At 34.5% G+C, this 16,612-nt stretch carries 15 protein-coding genes; 6 read left to right on the top strand and 9 right to left on the bottom strand.

Annotation, left to right across the window (positions count from 1 at the left end):
- Positions 1-11 precede the first annotated feature (11 nt).
- From AC5YGG_RS10455 to AC5YGG_RS10440, 4 genes are all read left to right on the top strand, one after another.
- Complete coding sequence (locus AC5YGG_RS10455) at positions 12-500, top strand: BON domain-containing protein (protein ID WP_496144442.1); 489 nt, start codon at positions 12-14, stop codon at positions 498-500.
- Positions 501-510: 10 nt separating this feature from the next.
- Positions 511-930 (top strand): SH3 domain-containing protein, encoded by a 420-nt coding sequence (locus tag AC5YGG_RS10450; RefSeq protein WP_496144441.1) that lies wholly within the window; start codon positions 511-513, stop codon positions 928-930.
- A gap of 75 nt (positions 931-1,005) precedes the next feature.
- Entirely contained in the window at positions 1,006-3,708 is a 2,703-nt protein-coding gene (locus tag AC5YGG_RS10445; RefSeq protein WP_496144440.1) for a TonB-dependent receptor, read from the top strand.
- Positions 3,709-4,009: 301 nt separating this feature from the next.
- Positions 4,010-5,869, top strand: a complete 1,860-nt coding sequence (locus AC5YGG_RS10440; RefSeq protein WP_496144439.1) for a CocE/NonD family hydrolase — start codon at positions 4,010-4,012, stop codon at positions 5,867-5,869.
- Between the two features lie 113 nt (positions 5,870-5,982).
- Here AC5YGG_RS10440 and AC5YGG_RS10435 read toward each other — a convergent pair whose 3' ends face one another.
- From AC5YGG_RS10435 to speB, 3 genes are all read right to left on the bottom strand, one after another.
- Positions 5,983-6,594, bottom strand: coding sequence for an alpha-ketoglutarate-dependent dioxygenase AlkB family protein (locus tag AC5YGG_RS10435; protein WP_496144438.1), 612 nt, complete (start codon positions 6,592-6,594; stop codon positions 5,983-5,985).
- A 733-nt stretch (positions 6,595-7,327) separates the two neighbouring features.
- Complete coding sequence (locus tag AC5YGG_RS10430) at positions 7,328-8,170, bottom strand: bifunctional helix-turn-helix domain-containing protein/methylated-DNA--[protein]-cysteine S-methyltransferase (RefSeq protein WP_496144437.1); 843 nt, start codon at positions 8,168-8,170, stop codon at positions 7,328-7,330.
- Positions 8,171-8,239: 69 nt separating this feature from the next.
- Complete coding sequence (gene speB, locus AC5YGG_RS10425; RefSeq protein WP_496144436.1) at positions 8,240-9,100, bottom strand: agmatinase; 861 nt, start codon at positions 9,098-9,100, stop codon at positions 8,240-8,242.
- Positions 9,101-9,286: 186 nt separating this feature from the next.
- Here speB and AC5YGG_RS10420 point away from each other — a divergent pair, with 186 nt between their 5' ends.
- Positions 9,287-9,946, top strand: a complete 660-nt coding sequence (locus tag AC5YGG_RS10420) for an HAD family hydrolase (RefSeq protein WP_496144435.1) — start codon at positions 9,287-9,289, stop codon at positions 9,944-9,946.
- Between the two features lie 117 nt (positions 9,947-10,063).
- On the opposite strand, the gene AC5YGG_RS10415 is transcribed toward AC5YGG_RS10420, so the two are convergent.
- From AC5YGG_RS10415 to AC5YGG_RS10395, 5 genes are all read right to left on the bottom strand, one after another.
- Positions 10,064-11,458 (bottom strand): type III PLP-dependent enzyme domain-containing protein, encoded by a 1,395-nt coding sequence (locus AC5YGG_RS10415; RefSeq protein ID WP_496144434.1) that lies wholly within the window; start codon positions 11,456-11,458, stop codon positions 10,064-10,066.
- Between the two features lie 122 nt (positions 11,459-11,580).
- Positions 11,581-12,456 (bottom strand): tyrosine-protein phosphatase, encoded by an 876-nt coding sequence (locus AC5YGG_RS10410; RefSeq protein WP_496144433.1) that lies wholly within the window; start codon positions 12,454-12,456, stop codon positions 11,581-11,583.
- 326 nt (positions 12,457-12,782) lie between these two features.
- Positions 12,783-13,412 (bottom strand): thiamine diphosphokinase, encoded by a 630-nt coding sequence (locus AC5YGG_RS10405; RefSeq protein ID WP_496144432.1) that lies wholly within the window; start codon positions 13,410-13,412, stop codon positions 12,783-12,785.
- A complete protein-coding gene (locus AC5YGG_RS10400; protein WP_496144431.1) occupies positions 13,402-13,971 on the bottom strand; it encodes a cob(I)yrinic acid a,c-diamide adenosyltransferase in 570 nt (189 codons plus the stop codon). The genes AC5YGG_RS10405 and AC5YGG_RS10400 overlap by 11 nt, the downstream gene beginning before the upstream one ends.
- A 294-nt stretch (positions 13,972-14,265) precedes the next feature.
- Positions 14,266-14,847 carry a hypothetical protein gene (locus AC5YGG_RS10395; protein WP_496144430.1) on the bottom strand — a complete coding sequence of 194 codons (582 nt, stop codon included), beginning with the start codon at positions 14,845-14,847 and terminating at the stop codon, positions 14,266-14,268.
- 175 nt (positions 14,848-15,022) lie between these two features.
- Between AC5YGG_RS10395 and AC5YGG_RS10390 the strand changes: the two genes are divergently transcribed.
- Entirely contained in the window at positions 15,023-15,514 is a 492-nt protein-coding gene (locus AC5YGG_RS10390; protein WP_496144429.1) for a DinB family protein, read from the top strand.
- Between the two features lie 129 nt (positions 15,515-15,643).
- Here the strand turns inward: AC5YGG_RS10390 and AC5YGG_RS10385 are convergent, their stop codons facing one another.
- On the bottom strand, positions 15,644-16,597 hold the full coding sequence (locus AC5YGG_RS10385; RefSeq protein WP_496144428.1) for a helix-turn-helix transcriptional regulator: 954 nt from the start codon (positions 16,595-16,597) through the stop codon (positions 15,644-15,646).
- Positions 16,598-16,612: the final 15 nt, after the last annotated feature.

Raw genomic sequence — 16,612 nt, 5'->3', positions numbered from 1 at the left:
AAATATACAATATGAAAAAAACTATCGCAATGGCTGCATTAGCTGTAGCTGTATCTTTCGGGGCAGTTTCTTGTAAAAAGAAAGTTTCTGATGCCGATCTTCAGACTCAGGCTACCACTGTAGTAACTTCTAATCCCAATGCTTCTGTTGAAGTAAAAGAAGGTGTGGCTCACTTAAGCGGAACTTTCGCGGACCAAGCGTCTAAAGATGCTATGATTGCACAATTAAAAGCAATTAACGGTGTAAAAGACGTTATGGATATGTCTAAAGTTGAGGCAACTCCAGCTCCGGCACCAGTGGAAACTAAATCTGCTGTAGATCCTGTTGTTCAGAAAAAAGTTCAGGATGCTGTAAAAGATTTCCCTACTGTAAAAGTTGAAGTTATCAATGACGAGCTTACGCTTACAGGAAATGTTTCTCAGGAGCAGGCTAAAAAAATTAAGCAGTCTGTTGACGCTTTAAAAGTTGGTAAAGTTAAATTTAACTACACTGTAAAATAATTAATTTAAGATGAGTACATTACAAGATAAATATTCAAGCGTAGTATCAGCTGCTCAGTCTGCTGGAATTTCAAATCTACAGGTTCAGGAACAGGACGGAATTTTATATGTTTCCGGAGATGCTTCCAATACCGCTGCAAAAGATGCAGTTTGGAATGCTCTAGGAGCTATTGATTCTACTTATTCAGCTTCAGATATCAATATTGACGTACAGGTTGCAGGTCTTGCTTCAGGTGCTTCTCTTACAGTTGCTACTGACGAGTCTAACCTAAACATCAGACAGGAGCCTTCTACTGAAGCTGCTGTAGTGGGTAAAGCTGCAAAAGGAGCTTCTGTAACTTTAATTGAGCAGACTTCTGACGACTGGTGGAAAGTAAAAACTGCTGACGGACAAGAAGGATATGCTTATTCAAGATATTTAAAAGCATAAAAAAAATATAGAAATATTTCTAGGAAACATCCCAATATTGGGATGTTTTTTTATTTTTACGCTTTGAAATGCTAAATGAAGAAAATCTTACTGCTATTGTTTGGGTTATTCAGTTTTCTGATGCTTCATGCCCAAAAACTGCATATTGACGGAAGAGTATCTGATCAGGAAAAAAAACCTGTAGAAAATGCGACCATCTATCTGATCAAGGCTAAAGATTCTTCTATCATCAATTATACGGCAACTAATAAGGAGGGAAATTTTTCATTAAAGATTGATGAGGTAACTGAGCCTTCCCTTTTAAAAATTGACACTGAAAAACTATTTTACTCAAAAGCATTTGAAAAGATTGAACAGTCGTTATCGCTAGAAAATATTACTCTTGAGAATAAAAAAGTAATTAATATCGATGAAGTAAAGATTACTGTTTCTCCGGTCAAAATAAAAAATGATACCATAGAATTCAATGCTTCCGCAATTAAGGTACATCCTGACAGCCAGGTTGAAGAACTTTTAAAGCAAATTCCCGGTGTAGAGGTGAGCAACGACGGAAAAATAACCGCTAATGGTAAAACTGTAGATCAGATCATGGTCAATGGCAAGGTGTTTTTTGATAAAGACGGTAAAATTGCTCTTCAAAACCTTCCTGCTGATATTATTAAAAATATTCAGTTTACCACTACTAAAACTAAAGAAGAGGAACTTACCGGAAAGGCTCCCAAATCTCAAAACACAACTATTAATTTCAATATTGACGAAAAGAAAAATAAAGGACTGATGTCCAAAATACTTGCTGGCTATGGTTCAGATAAGCGCTATGAAGGCAATATCTTTCTAAATTATTTTAAGGGAGATACTAAGATCAGCCTTTTAGCTTCCTCCAATAATATCAATTCTAAAAATGCTTCTGCAGATAATGTGTTTGATAGCATGGGACGTGGCGGAGCGCAAAAAAGTGGCGGTGGAATTCAGAAATATTCAACAATCGGATTAAATTATAATGATAAATTGGGAAAGAATTCAGATCTGGATAATCTTAGCTTAAGATATACCGATTCTGACGGAGAAACCCGCTCCAAAGTATCCAAAACCACCCTTCTTCCCAATAATACACTCCAGACAAATTCTGAAAGCAGCAATAACAGCGAATCCAAACAATATAATTTTAATGGTTCGGTACGAATAAACCTGGACTCACTGACAAATATTTATATATCACCTTCTTTTTCAAAAACAGAAAATTTCAGTTTGGGGAACTCAAAATCGTTTACTTTAAAAGATGATAAACTTCTGAATGAAAGTCAGAGCTCCACCCAAACCAAGGGAGATAATAATACTTTCGGCTCCAGCGTTTATTTATTCAGAAATTTCAAGAAAAAAAGAAGAACGTTAACTGCTACGATCAATAGTAGTATTTCAGAGTCTAAAAATGATAATATCAATAAGTCTTTGAATACATTTTATGGTGATTCCGGTACTACGACAGATAACCGTAATCAGTTGCAGAAAACCGTATCACAGAATAGTAATTACAGCTTCAGTACCGAATATACAGAACCTCTTTCTGATTCTGCAACTGTAACTGTTGGATTAGAGTATAGCTCAAAGTTATCACGAGATCTGAGAGATTTCAATGACTTTGATCCGGTTACAGGAAAATATTCTCAATACAACACTAATCTTTCAAATAGTGTGGACCAGACGATTAATCAGCTTTCACCGTCACTTTCTCTTTATCTCCACAAAAAGAAATTCAGCAGCTGGGCAACAGTGAGTTTTGATATTTCAGATATGGATGTCAGTTCTGTATTCAAAGGACAAGAGTACAATTTACAGAAAAATTTTGTACTTCCGAGATATACGACCAACTTTCAATATTCTTTTGCAGAAAGAAAATCATTGTCATTAACCAATTCAGCAAGTTTTACAATTCCTGATCCGGGAAAATTAATTCCTTATAAAGATGAAGCCAATCCGTTGATCACTTATACCGGAAATCCGGACCTTAAAAATACCTGGACAAACCAGACCAACCTTTCTTTTAACAGTTTTAATATGATAAAAAATATTAACTACTATATCGTTGCGGGGTTTACTTATAGAAATAATGATGTGACCAACTTCTCCCAATATGATAGTTCAGGGAAACAGATTGTCACTTATAGTAATATCAGTGGAAATAAAACGTTCAATGTAAGCTTTGGTTTAACCAAAACTTTTAAATGGAATGATCATAAACTAAGCATTTCACCGAAATTTGGAATGAATTATAGTTATAACAACGGATTTATTGAAGGCGAAACTTTTAAAAGCAGATCATATAATTTTACTCCTGGGCTAAACCTGAATTATGAGATCAAAAATAAATTTACAATAAAACCCTCTTACAGCCTTGGATACAGCTTTTCAGATTATACCAACTATAATGTGGACAGAGCCAATACGGCTATTCAATCCTTAAAGCTTGAAATGACCAATTATATTTTCCAAAGCAGATTTGTCATCGGAAATGATTTTTCCTACAATACAAATTCTAACATTGCCCCCGGATTTAAAAAAGATTTCTACTTCTGGAATACGAGTCTTGGATATTCGTTTTATAACAAACAATTTACTGCCAGAATTAAGATTTATGATGTTTTGAATCAAAATCAAAGTGTTAAAAGAACGATCACAGATTCATATTTTGAAGACCGTGAGGAGCTGATCCTGAAAAGATATATTATGTTTTCTCTCAGTATGAAGCTGAATAAATTTGCGGGTAAAAAGAAAAAATAAACACCATACTTTTATATATATTTTTTAGAAATGGTCGGGAAAACTCCTGACCTTTTTGTTGGTTATCATTATTTTTTAACCATAAAGTCACTTTTTTTAAACACTTAAGTTATTTTTAAGTGACTACTAAATGTTTAAGAAGTTCACTTAAGTTATGAAAACATTCGTTTTTCACTCATATTTCTACCAAAACACATATATTTCTTTCCGCACTGGAGGGGTGGTGAAAATTCTTTGAATTTTTGATGAGGTGGCTACCATGAAAGTATTTTTATTTCTAAATTAGCCACAAATTTTACTTATGAAGACCCATATTTCAGTTTTATTCATTCTCTTTTTCATTATTGGAAAGGCACAGAAAACGGAACAGCCAGACAATTTTGTGAAGGATCATTTTACCAAGAAAGAATTTTATATTCCTATGCGTGACGGTGTTAAACTTTTCACAGCAGTTTATATCCCAAAAGATGCATCAAATAAGAATAAATACCCTTTTCTGATGCAGAGAACCTGCTACAGCATCGCTCCATACGGTGAAAATGAGTATAAAACGAAAATAGGTCCCAACTCTTTCCTGATGAAAGATAAATATATTTTTGTGTATCAGGATGTACGTGGAAGATATATGAGTGAAGGAACATTTACCAATATGACTCCGCAGGTAGAACGTAAAACGAAGAAAGATGTAGATGAAAGTACAGATACTTACGATACTATTGACTGGCTTTTGAAAAACGTTAAAGATAATAATGGTAAAGTAGGTCAATTCGGAACTTCTTATCCCGGATTTTATACGGCTGTAGGAACATTGGCTCAGCATCCTGCCTTGGTAGCATCTTCTCCTCAGGCTCCGATTTCCGATTTCTGGAATGATGATTTCCTTCACAACGGAAGATTTATGCTTGGATATTTCAGAACATTCCCTGTTTTTGGAGTTCAGAAAACAAAAGCCGAAAATAAAGCATGGTACATGGATTCCTTTATTAAACAAACTTCAGAGGACGGATTAAAGTTCTACAGAGATATGGGAACCCTGAAAGATGGATATGAAAAGTATTATAAAGATAATTTCTTCATGACGGAAATTATGAACCATCCCAATTATGATGAATTCTGGCAGAAAAGAGGTCTATTACCTCATTTAAAAAACATCAACCATGCGGTAATGACTGTGGGTGGATGGTTTGATGCAGAAGATCTTTCCGGACCTTTAAATATCTACAAAACCATTGAAAAGACAAGTCCTAAGGCTAAAAATACAATTGTAATGGGACCTTTTTCTCATGGTGGCTGGTCTCAGGAACAAGGAAAACATTTCCATAGTGAAACCTATTTTGGAGACAGCATTGCTACTTATTACCAGAAAAATGTAGAAACAAAATTCTTCACCCATTACCTGAAAGGAAATACAAAAGAAGATGCAGGACTTCCTGAAGCCTTAATGTATGATACAGGCGCAAAAGTATGGAAAGAATTCGCTTCTTATCCGCCTAAAAATGCACAGAAAGTTAACTTTTATCTATCTGATAAAACTCTAAAGAAAATTGCTGGACAAGGTTTCTCAGAATACTACAGTGACCCCAATAATCCTGTTCTAAGCTCTGATCACTTAAAAGACTTCAATGGTTTTACACCAAGAAATTACATGTCGGAAGATCAAAGATTTGCCGTTGGCAGACCTGATGTATTAACGTTCACGACAGATGTTCTGACAGAAGATATTACTTTCGCCGGAGAAATCATGGCAAAACTGAATATTTCCTCCTCTTCTACGGATGCAGACTTTGCGGTAAAACTAATTGATGTTTATCCTGAAGATTTTAAACCCGCAGAAAAGAAAGAGGGAGTGATCTATGGAAACTATCATCAGATGGTAAGAAGTGAGATTATGCCTGCAAGATTCAGAAACACTAAAGAGAAAGGAGAAGCATTAGTTCCGGACCAGAAGACAGCTGTAAATTTCAGACTTCAGGATGTGGTTCACACATTCAAAAAAGGTCATAAAATTCAGATTCAGATCAGCAGTACATGGTTCCCGCTTTTTGCCTTAAATCCGCAAAAATTTATGGAAAATCCGAATTTTGCTACGAAGGAAGATTACACTAAGGCATTTATAAAAGTATATGGTGACAGTTCTATTGAAGCTGATATTTTAAAATAAATTGAAAAAGCTGTTCGCGTGAACAGCTTTTTGTTTTTTTTCTCGTGGACCTGACTGGTAAAGCAGCCTTGTCAAGGTTTAAAATCTTGACAAGGCTTTTTTTCTTAAAAACTTTATTCTTCGATTGTCCTGAAAGTAAGGTTCACTCTTGGGCTCTTTACTTTGGTGGTAGGCGGTAATCTATGCAGCCAGTTGTCCTGGGTTGTCCCTTTCATGATGAGCAAACTTCCGTTTTCCAGAAATACTTCTACTTTTTCTTTTGTTGTTTTATGTTTAAACAAAAATTTTCTTTCCGCTCCAAAAGTCAGAGAAGCAATTGCTCCGTGTTTTTTAAGATCTGTTTCCCCGTCACTATGATAAGCCATTCCTTCGCTTCCGTCATGATATAAATTAAGCAGACAGGAATTGTAGGTTTCTCCTGAAACTTCTTCACATTTTTTCTTTAGTTCCAATAATTCTGGCGTCCAGAATTTGGCGTATTTCGTTCTGTTGGAATAAGTATATTCAAATTCTTTTTCTCCGAACCATGCCACTTTTCGCTTGGTTAAGATTAATTTACCAAAGACTATTGCTTCATCATGCTGCCATGGAATGTGATTGAGTAAATAATCATAATAAAAATCAGATTTCTCTTTTGAAAAAATTTTCCCGTAGTAATGAACGGTTCCATCATTCGGAAGAATGTTTAAGGGATAGTCTGATATATCTTCGAACAGGCTGAGCATTGTTAATTGTTTTATAATTAAAATTACGTAATGTTTTCGGAAATGAGTGAAAGTTTATATTGAAACCACCCCGTCAAAAATTCTTTGAATTTTCGCCACCCCTCCAAAGGATGGGAATGTTTCCTCCTTCAACTGAAATATTAGTGAAAATTGAAAATTTTCAAAAACTTCAGTGCACTTCTCAACCAGTTAGTAGTAACTTAAAAATAACTTAAGTGTTAAAATCTTTTGTGCCTTTGTGGTTAAAAATCTTTCAAAAGTAAAGCTGCGAACCATCCCAGAATCACCTGTTTTCTATCATTGATAAAAATTGAAAATTTTCAAAAAACTTTAGTGCACTTCTTAAGCAGTTAGTAGTAACTTAAAAATAACTTAAGTGTTAAACCTTTTGTGCCTTTGTGGTTAAAAATCTTTCAAGAGTAAAGTTGTAAACCCTCCCAGAATCACCTGTTTTCTATCATTGATAAAAATTGAAAATTTTCAAAAAACTTTAGTGCACTTCTCACCAGTTAGTAGTAACTTAAAAACAACTTAAGTGTTAAAAATCTTTTGTGCCTTTGTGGTTAAAAATCTTTCAAAAGTAAAGCTGCGAACTCTCCCAGAATCATCTGTTTTCTATCATTGATAAAAATTGAAAATTTTCAAAAACTTTTGTGCACTTCTCACCAGTTAGTAGTAACTTAAAAATAACTTAAGTGTTAAAATCTTTTGTGCCTTTGTGGTTAAAAATCTTTCAAGAGTAAAGCTGTGAACTCTCCCAACCCACAATCATCTGTTTTCTATCACTTCCCCATCGGTAACCACCAAGATGTCCCGTAGATTGAATAACACGGTGACAAGGAATAAGAAATGCCACAGGATTACTTCCTATTGCTGTACCCACTGCTCTGGATGCTTTTGGGTTTCCTATTTTTTCTGCTAAAGTTCCATAAGTTGACAATTTCCCCATTGGAATAGTCAATAAACTTTCCCAGACTTTAAGCTGAAAATCGGTACCTTTTAAATGAAGTTTGATCGTATTGAGTTTTGTCCAGTCTTTATCGAATATGGACAGTGCATTTTTTTGAAGAACGTCCTGCTTTTCAAAAAAAGAAGCATTAGGAAATTTGTGTTTTAAATCCCCTAATGCTGTTTCTTTATCGTTTTCAAAAGCCATATAGCAGATTCCTTTCTCTGTGGAAGCTACCAGGATATTTCCAAATGGGCTTTCTGAAAAACTATAATTAATGACAAGGCTTTTTCCACCATTCTTATATTCAGCCGGAGACATTCCTTCTATTTTTACAAACAGATCATGAAGTCTGCTCGTACTGGAAAGTCCTGTTTCATAAGCGGTATCAAAAATACTTGCTTTTTCTTCCTTCAATAAATTTTTAGCATGCTCAAGACTTATGAACTGTAAAAATTTTTTCGGACTTGTTCCTGCCCAATCCGTAAAGATCTTTTGAAAATGAGCCGGACTCAAGTGAATATTTTCTGCCACTTCCTCCAAACTTGGCTGAAGTCTGAAATTGCTCTGGATATATTCTATCGCTTTGGCAATTCTGTTGTAATCTATTTGACTTTGTGTGGACATTTTACTCTGTTTTTATCTCACAAATTTCCAAAGAATACGCGACAGAAAAAATCCGATTCTTGCGGAATATTAGTTATTGTTGTTATAAATATCGTTATAAGCAAGCATTTTATAATATAACTTAGCCGCTAAGAAAGCTGTTGGCTTCGACATTGGAGAATCCATTAATTCTACAATATCAAATGCTACTACATTACATTTTTCGAATACTTTTCTTAATAACTCCAATGTTGGATACCATTGTAATCCGCCTGGCTCAGGAGTTCCTGTAGATGGAGCAATAGAAGGATCAAAAGCATCAAGGTCAATCGTAATATATACGTTTCCTGAAACTTTTTCCAATACATCATTTACCCAATTCTCATTGTTTGCAATTTCATGAGCAAAGAATACTCTTCCTTCTGGCAGGTACTGAGCTTCTTCTGCATCCATAGAACGGATTCCCACCTGAACTAAGTTATGCTTTTGGTTAGCTTCAAACACCGCACAAGCATGATTGGAAGTAGAACCATGGAATTCAGGACGTAAATCTGTATGAGCATCTAATTGAAGTACTGTAAGGTTTTCAAATTTCTCTCCTACCGCACGGATAGAACCGATAGAAACAGAGTGCTCACCACCAAATAAAGTGAATACTTTACCTTCATTGTTCAAAAGTTCTTTTGTTTTTTGGTAAACTGCTTCCGTCATTGCTTCAGGACTAGAGTTTTCAGAAACTTCTCCAGCTAAATATACCCCCTGAAGAAAAGGTTCAGTTTGAGTCTCAATATCATAAAGCTCCATATTTTCAGAAGCATCTAAGAATAATTCAGGACCTTTATCTGCTCCTTTACCCCATGTTGAAGTTCCATCGTAAGGAACTGTTACCAACATTACTTTCGAATTCTCTAACGTTGCGTTTTCCTCGGGAATTCCTGCGTATGTTTTCATATATAATTATTAATTAAAAAATTAAATGATTGAAAGATTAAAATACTCCGCAAAGATACAAAATACTCGTCGAGTTAGAGATGAACAATTGTTTGTTATGAATTTTTAACCCTCATTCTGATTTTTTAGTTTTTAAATCTTGTTATGTTTACATTTTAAAAGTTATTTTTGTGAAAAACTTAGAATATGTCTTTAAAAGCTGTTCTTTTCGATATGGATGGAGTGATTGTAGACACAGAACCATTGCATAGAAAAGCTTATTTCAAAACTTTTGATGAACTGGAAATTGCAGTTTCCGAAGATTTGTATACTTCTTTTACAGGAGCATCTACCAAAAGGGTTTCCGAAACTCTGATTAAGGAATTTAATTTAGAACATACTTACGAATCCATTGCCGGAATCAAAAGGGCTCACTTTAAAGATTATTTTTATAATGATGATGAATTTGATCTGATCCCCGGAGTAAGAAATCTTATTCAGCATTATCATGAAAATGGTATCAAACTGATTCTCGCTTCTTCTGCAACAATGACGACCATCAATATGGTTTTTGAAAAATTCGGGCTTGAGAAGTATTTTAGCGGAAAGATCAGTGGTGCAGATTTAAAAGAATCAAAACCTCATCCTGAAGTCTTCCTTCTGGCTGCTGAAATGGCTGGAGAACCTGTAGAAAACTGTATGGTAATAGAAGATTCCACCAATGGTATTCTTGCAGCCCACAGAGCTAAGATCTTCTGTGCTGCTTACAGAAGTCCGCATTCAAAGAATCAGGATTATACACTAGCTGATACCGTGGTTTCTGATTATGAAGAATTAGAACTGGATAAAATCTCGAAATATTTTTAAAATAATAAAAGCTCTCAGAATCTGAGAGCTTTTGTTTTGTGTAAGTTTTGGCTAAAGCCAATGGACTTTGTTTTATTTGTATTGAACGGGCTAAAGCCCGCTCTATTGATAACAAAATTATTTATATCCAAGAAGCTTCAATATATCTTCTGGTTCCTGTTTTTCACGGAAGACTTCATATTGTAACTCACCGTTTTCATCTTTCTGAATCAGGACGTGTCTTGGCTGAGGCATCAGACAGTGGTGTACTCCACCATAACCTCCGATGGTTTCCTGATAAGCTCCTGTATGGAAGAATCCGATGTATAAAGGTTTCGTATCACTGAAAACAGGCAAATAAATGGCATTGGTATGCTGCTCAGAGTTATAATAATCATCTGAATCACACGTTAATCCACCAAGGAATACTCTTTCATAAGTATCTTCCCAACGGTTTAGCGGAAGCATGATGAAGTGTCTTGAAATCGCCCATGTATCCGGAAGAGTGGTCATGAAAGATGAGTCAATCATATTCCATTTTTCTCTGTCATTCTGACGTTTCTGAGAAATGATTTTATAAAGGTTTGCTCCACTTTCTCCAACGGTAAAGCTTCCGAATTCAGTATAGATGTTTGGTTCTTCTACGCCTTCCTCTTCACAGAATTTTTTGATCTGAGAAACGATTTCTTCTACCATATACTGGTAATCGTAATCGAAGTTCAGAGAAGTTTTGATTGGGAATCCTCCCCCAATGTTCAATGAGTCTACCTCCGGAGCAATTTTCTTCAGACGTGCATATACACGAAGACATTTGTACAATTCATTCCAGTAGTATGAAGTATCTTTGATCCCGGTATTGATGAAGAAGTGAAGCATTTTCAATCTTGCATTCGGGTGTTCAGCGATCTTTTGGCTGTAGTAAGGGATAATATCTTTATATCCGATCCCTAATCTTGAAGTATAGAATTCGAACTTCGGTTCTTCTTCTGAAGCGATTCTGATTCCGATATTGAATGTAGAATCAATACTTTCTGTAAGCTTATCCAACTCACGGTAATTATCAAGAATCGGAGTAATATTTTCAAAACCACTGTTGATCATATCTGAAATCTTCATCAGATAATCATCTGTTTTGAATCCATTACAGATCACTTCAATGTTTTTATCTACTTTCTCTTTTTCATAAAGAGACTTTACAATATCCATGTCATAAGCAGATGAAGTTTCAATAGAAATTTCGTTTTTCAATGCTTCTTCCAATACGAAATTGAAATGACTGGATTTTGTACAGTAACAGTAGGTATAACTCTTTTTATATTCGGTTTTCTCAAAAGCTTCTTTAAACCAGCTTTTGGCTTTCTGAATATTTTGAGAAATTCTCGGCAAATAGCTAATCTTTAGCGGAGTGCCAAATTGCTCAACAACGTCCATCAATGGAACATCGTGAAACAACAAATTGTTCTCAGAAACATTAAACTCCTCTGTAGGGAAATATAATGTCTGATCAATAAGTTCCGAGTACTTTATTTTCATTTCTAAACAAGTGAATTAAGAAATGCAAAATTGCTAAAAAAGTTTGATTTTTGGATGTTAAAATTATTATAATTTTAAATAAAGCCCTAATATTATATCTTACCGAAATTTATTACTGATAATCAGTGGGTAAACTTTTGCATATATTCCTCTCTTTTTGCCTCGGAAATCCCCAATACCTGTTGAATATAAGCATCTGTGGAACCATATTTTTTATTGATTTCATCAAAAGCAGCATCAAGGTAGCTTTTTTCTACCCAACTCAGTTTTTCCAAAACTTGTAAATCCATCTTCGGGTAGAGAAAATGTAAGTTATTGGCAAGGTTCATTCTTCTTTCAACCAAGCCCTTTCTAAAGTTGTTGGATAACAGGTATTCGTTATAGATGGTTTCTTTATCAAACTTCAATATCGTTAAGATCAGAGCTGTGATAATTCCAGTTCTGTCCTTACCCGCAGTACAGTGGTAAAGAATGGGTTCTTTAGATTCAAGGATTTCGTTGATAATAGTTTTGATTGTTTCAGGGTTTTCTGTGACATATTCCCGATAGAAATCAATCATTCTTTTATCTGCATCAGAAGCATTTACTTTTCCTTTTAATACAAGCTTTTTTGCCTGTGACAGCTGGTCTCCTTCATCTTCAAAAGCAGAATATTTTTTATAAATAATTCCATTGGGAAGATTATCCGGTTTATCTAAAATCTCTTTTGAATTTCTTAAATCAATGATTTCTTTTATTCCCAGTTTTTCCAATTGATCAAACGATTTCTTTTTTAGCTTATGAAGATGAGCACTTCTGTAAAGCATTCCTTCTTTTAAGGTTCTTCCTTCTGTATTTTTAATATTACCTACAGCGCGGAAGTTGTGTACTTTTTTAATCTCAATAGCCCTTTCTACTTCATTTTTTCCATATTCAGGGGTTTCAAAATGCTGCGTTTTACATGAGAAAACACAAAATAATGAAAGGGTGATAACCGGTATTTTGATGAATGTATTCAATAGGTTTTTGATTTACCACAAAAGGTACGAAAGTTTATTTTAATAATACTTTAGATCACTTAAGTAAGCTTAAAAAATTACATAAAAGAAGCACACTTAAGAAGAAAATCAAAGATTTTCAGAACTTAGGTGCACTTCTCAAACAGTTAGTAGTCACTTAAAAAGCTTAAGTGTTCCAAACTTTTATGACTTTGTGGTTTAAAATTTATTTAGGTTTTGGCTAATGCCAATGGATTTTATTAAATTTTAGGAAACAGGCTTCCTTCGTCTACGCTCAGGACTCTAATCCGTTTATATTGAATCATTTGCGTGATTTTATTACTCTGTTACAAATAATTTTTCCCGATAAAAATCAACAGATCTCCTGTTTCATAGGTAATGGACACCTCATCTTCCACAGCGAAATTTCTGGTTCCGATTCTTGAAGTAATGTTTAAACTTCCTTTATTTAATGCCCAGTTCAAGCCTTTTGTTGTAATATTTTCAGCTGCAGGAAACGGATACAGGGAAATCATTTTATCTTTTACTCCTTTAATCGTAAAATTTTTCGGGATAAAATAATATTCTGAAAACTCATCGTAAAATTTTAACTCTAATTTATCTTTAAAAGCATATGCCACCGTAAGGTTTCCTAAAAAGTGATCCTGCTCTCCTCCACTACCTCCAAAAACATCAACTTTATTTCCTCCTTTTTCTATGATAATATCCAGAGCCTTATAAAAATCGGTATGATTCTGATCTGGCGTGTGAATAAATTTTTCCTGATAAATGTTTTCATCTGAACCTGAATGGGAATCAAAATCACCGGATATAAAATCCAGTTTATCTAATAGGAAGCCCATTCTTTTTAAATAATGAAAAGCACCGTCTGTACAGGCAATCAGTCCATAATTTTCAAGATCCGGAAAAGATTTTGGAGCGTCTCCATTGATGAAAAGTAATACTTTATCTTTCATTCGGGTTCCAGTATTCTTCCGGTTCGTTATTTACTTTTGAAATATATCTTGCCAATACGAAAAGATAATCTGATAACCTGTTTAAATATTTAATCAATTCCGGACGTACTTCTTCAGCTTCATTTAAGAAAACCAATGAACGTTCTGCTCTTCTGCAAATTGTTCTTGCTGCATGTAAAAATGTTGCCGGTTTTCCTCCACCTGGAAGAATAAAATACTGAAGAGGTTCTAATTTTTCATCAAAAGCATCCATCCATTGCTCCAATTCTTCAATTTCCGTATCTGAAATAATAATGGGAAGACGTGATTTTCCATTGGCAAGCATCAGCTTATCTACTGGTGTTGCAGCTTCTGACCCTACCGTAAATAGATCGAACTGAATTTTTTTCAGTTGTTTTAAAACGTCTTCATCTTCAATATGGCTTTTTGCAATTCCGATGAATGAGTTTAGCTCATCAATATTTCCATAGCTGTCTACTCTTGCACTCGCCTTGGAAACTCTTGTTCCTCCATAAAGTGCAGTCTGACCTTTATCTCCTGTCTTTGTATAAATTTTCATACGACTAAAATACCTTTTTTTGTACAATGTAAAAAGTAAAATGTACTGATGTTACACCTTCCAATTATTACTGGAATAGATTTAACCACAAAGGCACAAAAGATTTTAAACACTTAAGTTATTTTTAAGTGACTGCTAACTGTTTGAGAAGTGCACTTAAGTTTTCTGAAAATCTCTAATTTTTATCAGTATCTAAGTTGAAGAAAAAACATTTCCATTAAAAATTCTGCAATAAAATCGTTTCGTTACACTCACAATGAAAAAAATGACCGGCAAAAAACCGGTCAATCCAAATTATTTATTTACCTCTACGTATTGTATGATGGTCTGATTTTTGGGGTTGTAGATAATTGTACTACTGTTAGGAAATCTTTTCAGCTTATAATACTGAATGCTTTTATCTGTTTTAATATCTTGTAAAAAGCTTGTATCAAAAGTATTTTCAGGCAAGAATTTGGAAACAAGACTAATTTTATTGATAATACTCTGTCCGTCAATTTTTCTTGCTGTTTTTTCTGATTTACTTTCATCAGACGTTGCCTGTTTCTCTAAAAAAGGAAGTAATACAGCAATATTAGCTTTGTATTTAAAAACATATCCTTCAGTACCTGTAGGCAGTTTTATCTTTTTACCTTTCTCTTCTGAAATCATGGATTCTGAATTAGGAAAGACTTCATTGAACTTTACGTCCTGCGAGTTTGTAATAGAGTTTATAGATTCATTGACTGTCTTTTTAACGGTTTCCTCTACTGCCTGCTGAGCTTTTTGCTGTACTTTTTCAGTAGTTTCCTGAACTGTCTGGTCAATTTTCTCTTCTATTTTGTTGCATGATACTAATAAAAAAGTGGTAACAACTGGCAAAATATACTTCTTCATAATTTTAATTAATCAATTTGTTTTTATTAATACCCTTCCTTCTAACGAAAAAGTAAGGGGTAATATTTTAGCAAAGAAATAAAATATTTTTCAGCATTAAAAATCCTGCTGACAAACTGTTGTCATTACCTGATCATACCTTTGTATCAACAATCACAAACAAAAACGATATATTATGACAACTACAGCAACAGCTACACAGCAATTCATGACAACTGAGCAATTATTAAAGCACTGGCAAGGGCACAGAAACCTTACAAGAAGAGTGATTGAAGCTTTTCCTGAAAAAGAATTATTTGAGTTTTCAGTAGGTGGAATGAGACCTTTTGCAAAATTAGCAGTAGAATTAATCAGTATTGCAGGATCAGCTTTAAAAGGAATCATTGATAACAATATGGAAGCGTACAATGAGGAAGGTTTCAATCCGAAAACCAAGCAGGAGATCCTAAAAAAATGGGATGAGGAAACTGAAGTGATCAATCATTATTTCAGACAAATTTCGGAGGAGCGTTTCCAGGAAACATTTAATCTTTTCGGACAGTATGAATTCCCGGTGTATGAGAATATTCTTTATTTTGTAGACAATGAAATTCATCATCGCGGACAGGGATATGTTTATCTGAGAGCTTTAGGAATGGAACCTCCTTTTTTCTGGGAGAGATTTTAATCATTAAGCAAGCGGTAAAATTGCAAAAAAGAGAAAACAAGTCTTCTTATTTGTAACGTTGCCTTTTTTACTTTAAACCATTTCATCTATTTGCATAGTCTTAACCTCAACATGTTATTTGTTGAGGTTTTATTGTTGTTTTTCCATCATATTGACAAGGATTTCTTTCAGCCTTACACGTAGGCTTTCCGGCTCAAGAACTGTGGCATAATCTGCAAAGGTAATTACCCAGCGTGGAAATCCGTCATTGATCCATTCTGTTTCAAAGGTAAGTTCAACACCATGGTCTGTTTCTACTTCTTCTATTAAACCGTAGTATTTTTTTGAGTTCACAAGATGAGACATTATTTTTTTATCGACCAGCAGTTTGGCTCTGACTTTATTTCCATGTGATTTCCTGTAATCATTGATCTGTCCGTATTCCTGTAAGAAAGGAGTTTGTGTCTTAGATATCTTCAGAATCCTGTCTACTCTGAATTGCCTGAAATCATTTCGAAGTGTACAATATGCCATGATATACCAAAAATTAAATTCAAAGAAAATCCCAACTGCTTCAATCGTTCTGTCGGAAATTTTTGAGTCTACAGTCTGATATTCTATAGTTAACTGGGTTTTCTCTGCGATACTTTCCAGAATAATAGGAATGACATTTTTAAGGGAATCTTCCGTCTGCTGAGTATGAAAATTGAAAACATCAATCTGTTTCTCAATGTTCTGAATCAAATTTTTATCGGAATATCTCAGTACAGAACGTACTTTCTCCATTGCTGTCTGGTAATGATTTCCCAAACTCTGATGTGAGAATTTCTGCATAAGCTTTTCAGCAGTGATAAAGCTAAGAACTTCTTCCTTGGTAAACATGATGGGTGGAAGTTTATAGCCATCCATCAGTGAATATCCATTTCCTGCTTCTCCTACAATGGGGATTCCTGCATTTTCCAGTGTTTTCACATCACGATAAATCGTTCTGATGCTGACATCAAATTTTTCAGCCAGATCCTGAGCTCTTACTACAGGTTTTGATTGAAGTTGGGTAAGAATAGCTGTTACTCTGTCAAGTTTTTTTAGATAGTGATCGTTCATGTATTATCGTTGCAG

The sequence above is a fragment of the Chryseobacterium sp. CS2K3 genome, from assembly GCF_059515185.1.
The sequence above is the reverse complement of the archived record's forward strand: the minus strand, read 5'-3'. Positions and strand labels throughout refer to the sequence as shown.

Excerpts from the sequence above, each read along its gene's own strand:
- AC5YGG_RS10415 (WP_496144434.1), bottom strand. The coding sequence starts at position 11,458 with ATGAAAATAAAGTACTCGGAACTTATTGATCAGACATTATATTTCCCT.
- speB (WP_496144436.1), bottom strand. The coding sequence starts at position 9,100 with ATGAAAACATACGCAGGAATTCCCGAGGAAAACGCAACGTTAGAGAAT.
- AC5YGG_RS10440 (WP_496144439.1), top strand. The coding sequence starts at position 4,010 with ATGAAGACCCATATTTCAGTTTTATTCATTCTCTTTTTCATTATTGGA.
- AC5YGG_RS10400 (WP_496144431.1), bottom strand. The coding sequence starts at position 13,971 with ATGAAAATTTATACAAAGACAGGAGATAAAGGTCAGACTGCACTTTAT.
- AC5YGG_RS10405 (WP_496144432.1), bottom strand. The coding sequence starts at position 13,412 with ATGAAAGATAAAGTATTACTTTTCATCAATGGAGACGCTCCAAAATCT.
- AC5YGG_RS10450 (WP_496144441.1), top strand. The coding sequence starts at position 511 with ATGAGTACATTACAAGATAAATATTCAAGCGTAGTATCAGCTGCTCAG.
- AC5YGG_RS10385 (WP_496144428.1), bottom strand. The coding sequence starts at position 16,597 with ATGAACGATCACTATCTAAAAAAACTTGACAGAGTAACAGCTATTCTT.
- AC5YGG_RS10430 (WP_496144437.1), bottom strand. The coding sequence starts at position 8,170 with ATGTCCACACAAAGTCAAATAGATTACAACAGAATTGCCAAAGCGATA.
- AC5YGG_RS10390 (WP_496144429.1), top strand. The coding sequence starts at position 15,023 with ATGACAACTACAGCAACAGCTACACAGCAATTCATGACAACTGAGCAA.
- AC5YGG_RS10455 (WP_496144442.1), top strand. The coding sequence starts at position 12 with ATGAAAAAAACTATCGCAATGGCTGCATTAGCTGTAGCTGTATCTTTC.
- AC5YGG_RS10435 (WP_496144438.1), bottom strand. The coding sequence starts at position 6,594 with ATGCTCAGCCTGTTCGAAGATATATCAGACTATCCCTTAAACATTCTT.
- AC5YGG_RS10445 (WP_496144440.1), top strand. The coding sequence starts at position 1,006 with ATGAAGAAAATCTTACTGCTATTGTTTGGGTTATTCAGTTTTCTGATG.
- AC5YGG_RS10395 (WP_496144430.1), bottom strand. The coding sequence starts at position 14,847 with ATGAAGAAGTATATTTTGCCAGTTGTTACCACTTTTTTATTAGTATCA.
- AC5YGG_RS10420 (WP_496144435.1), top strand. The coding sequence starts at position 9,287 with ATGTCTTTAAAAGCTGTTCTTTTCGATATGGATGGAGTGATTGTAGAC.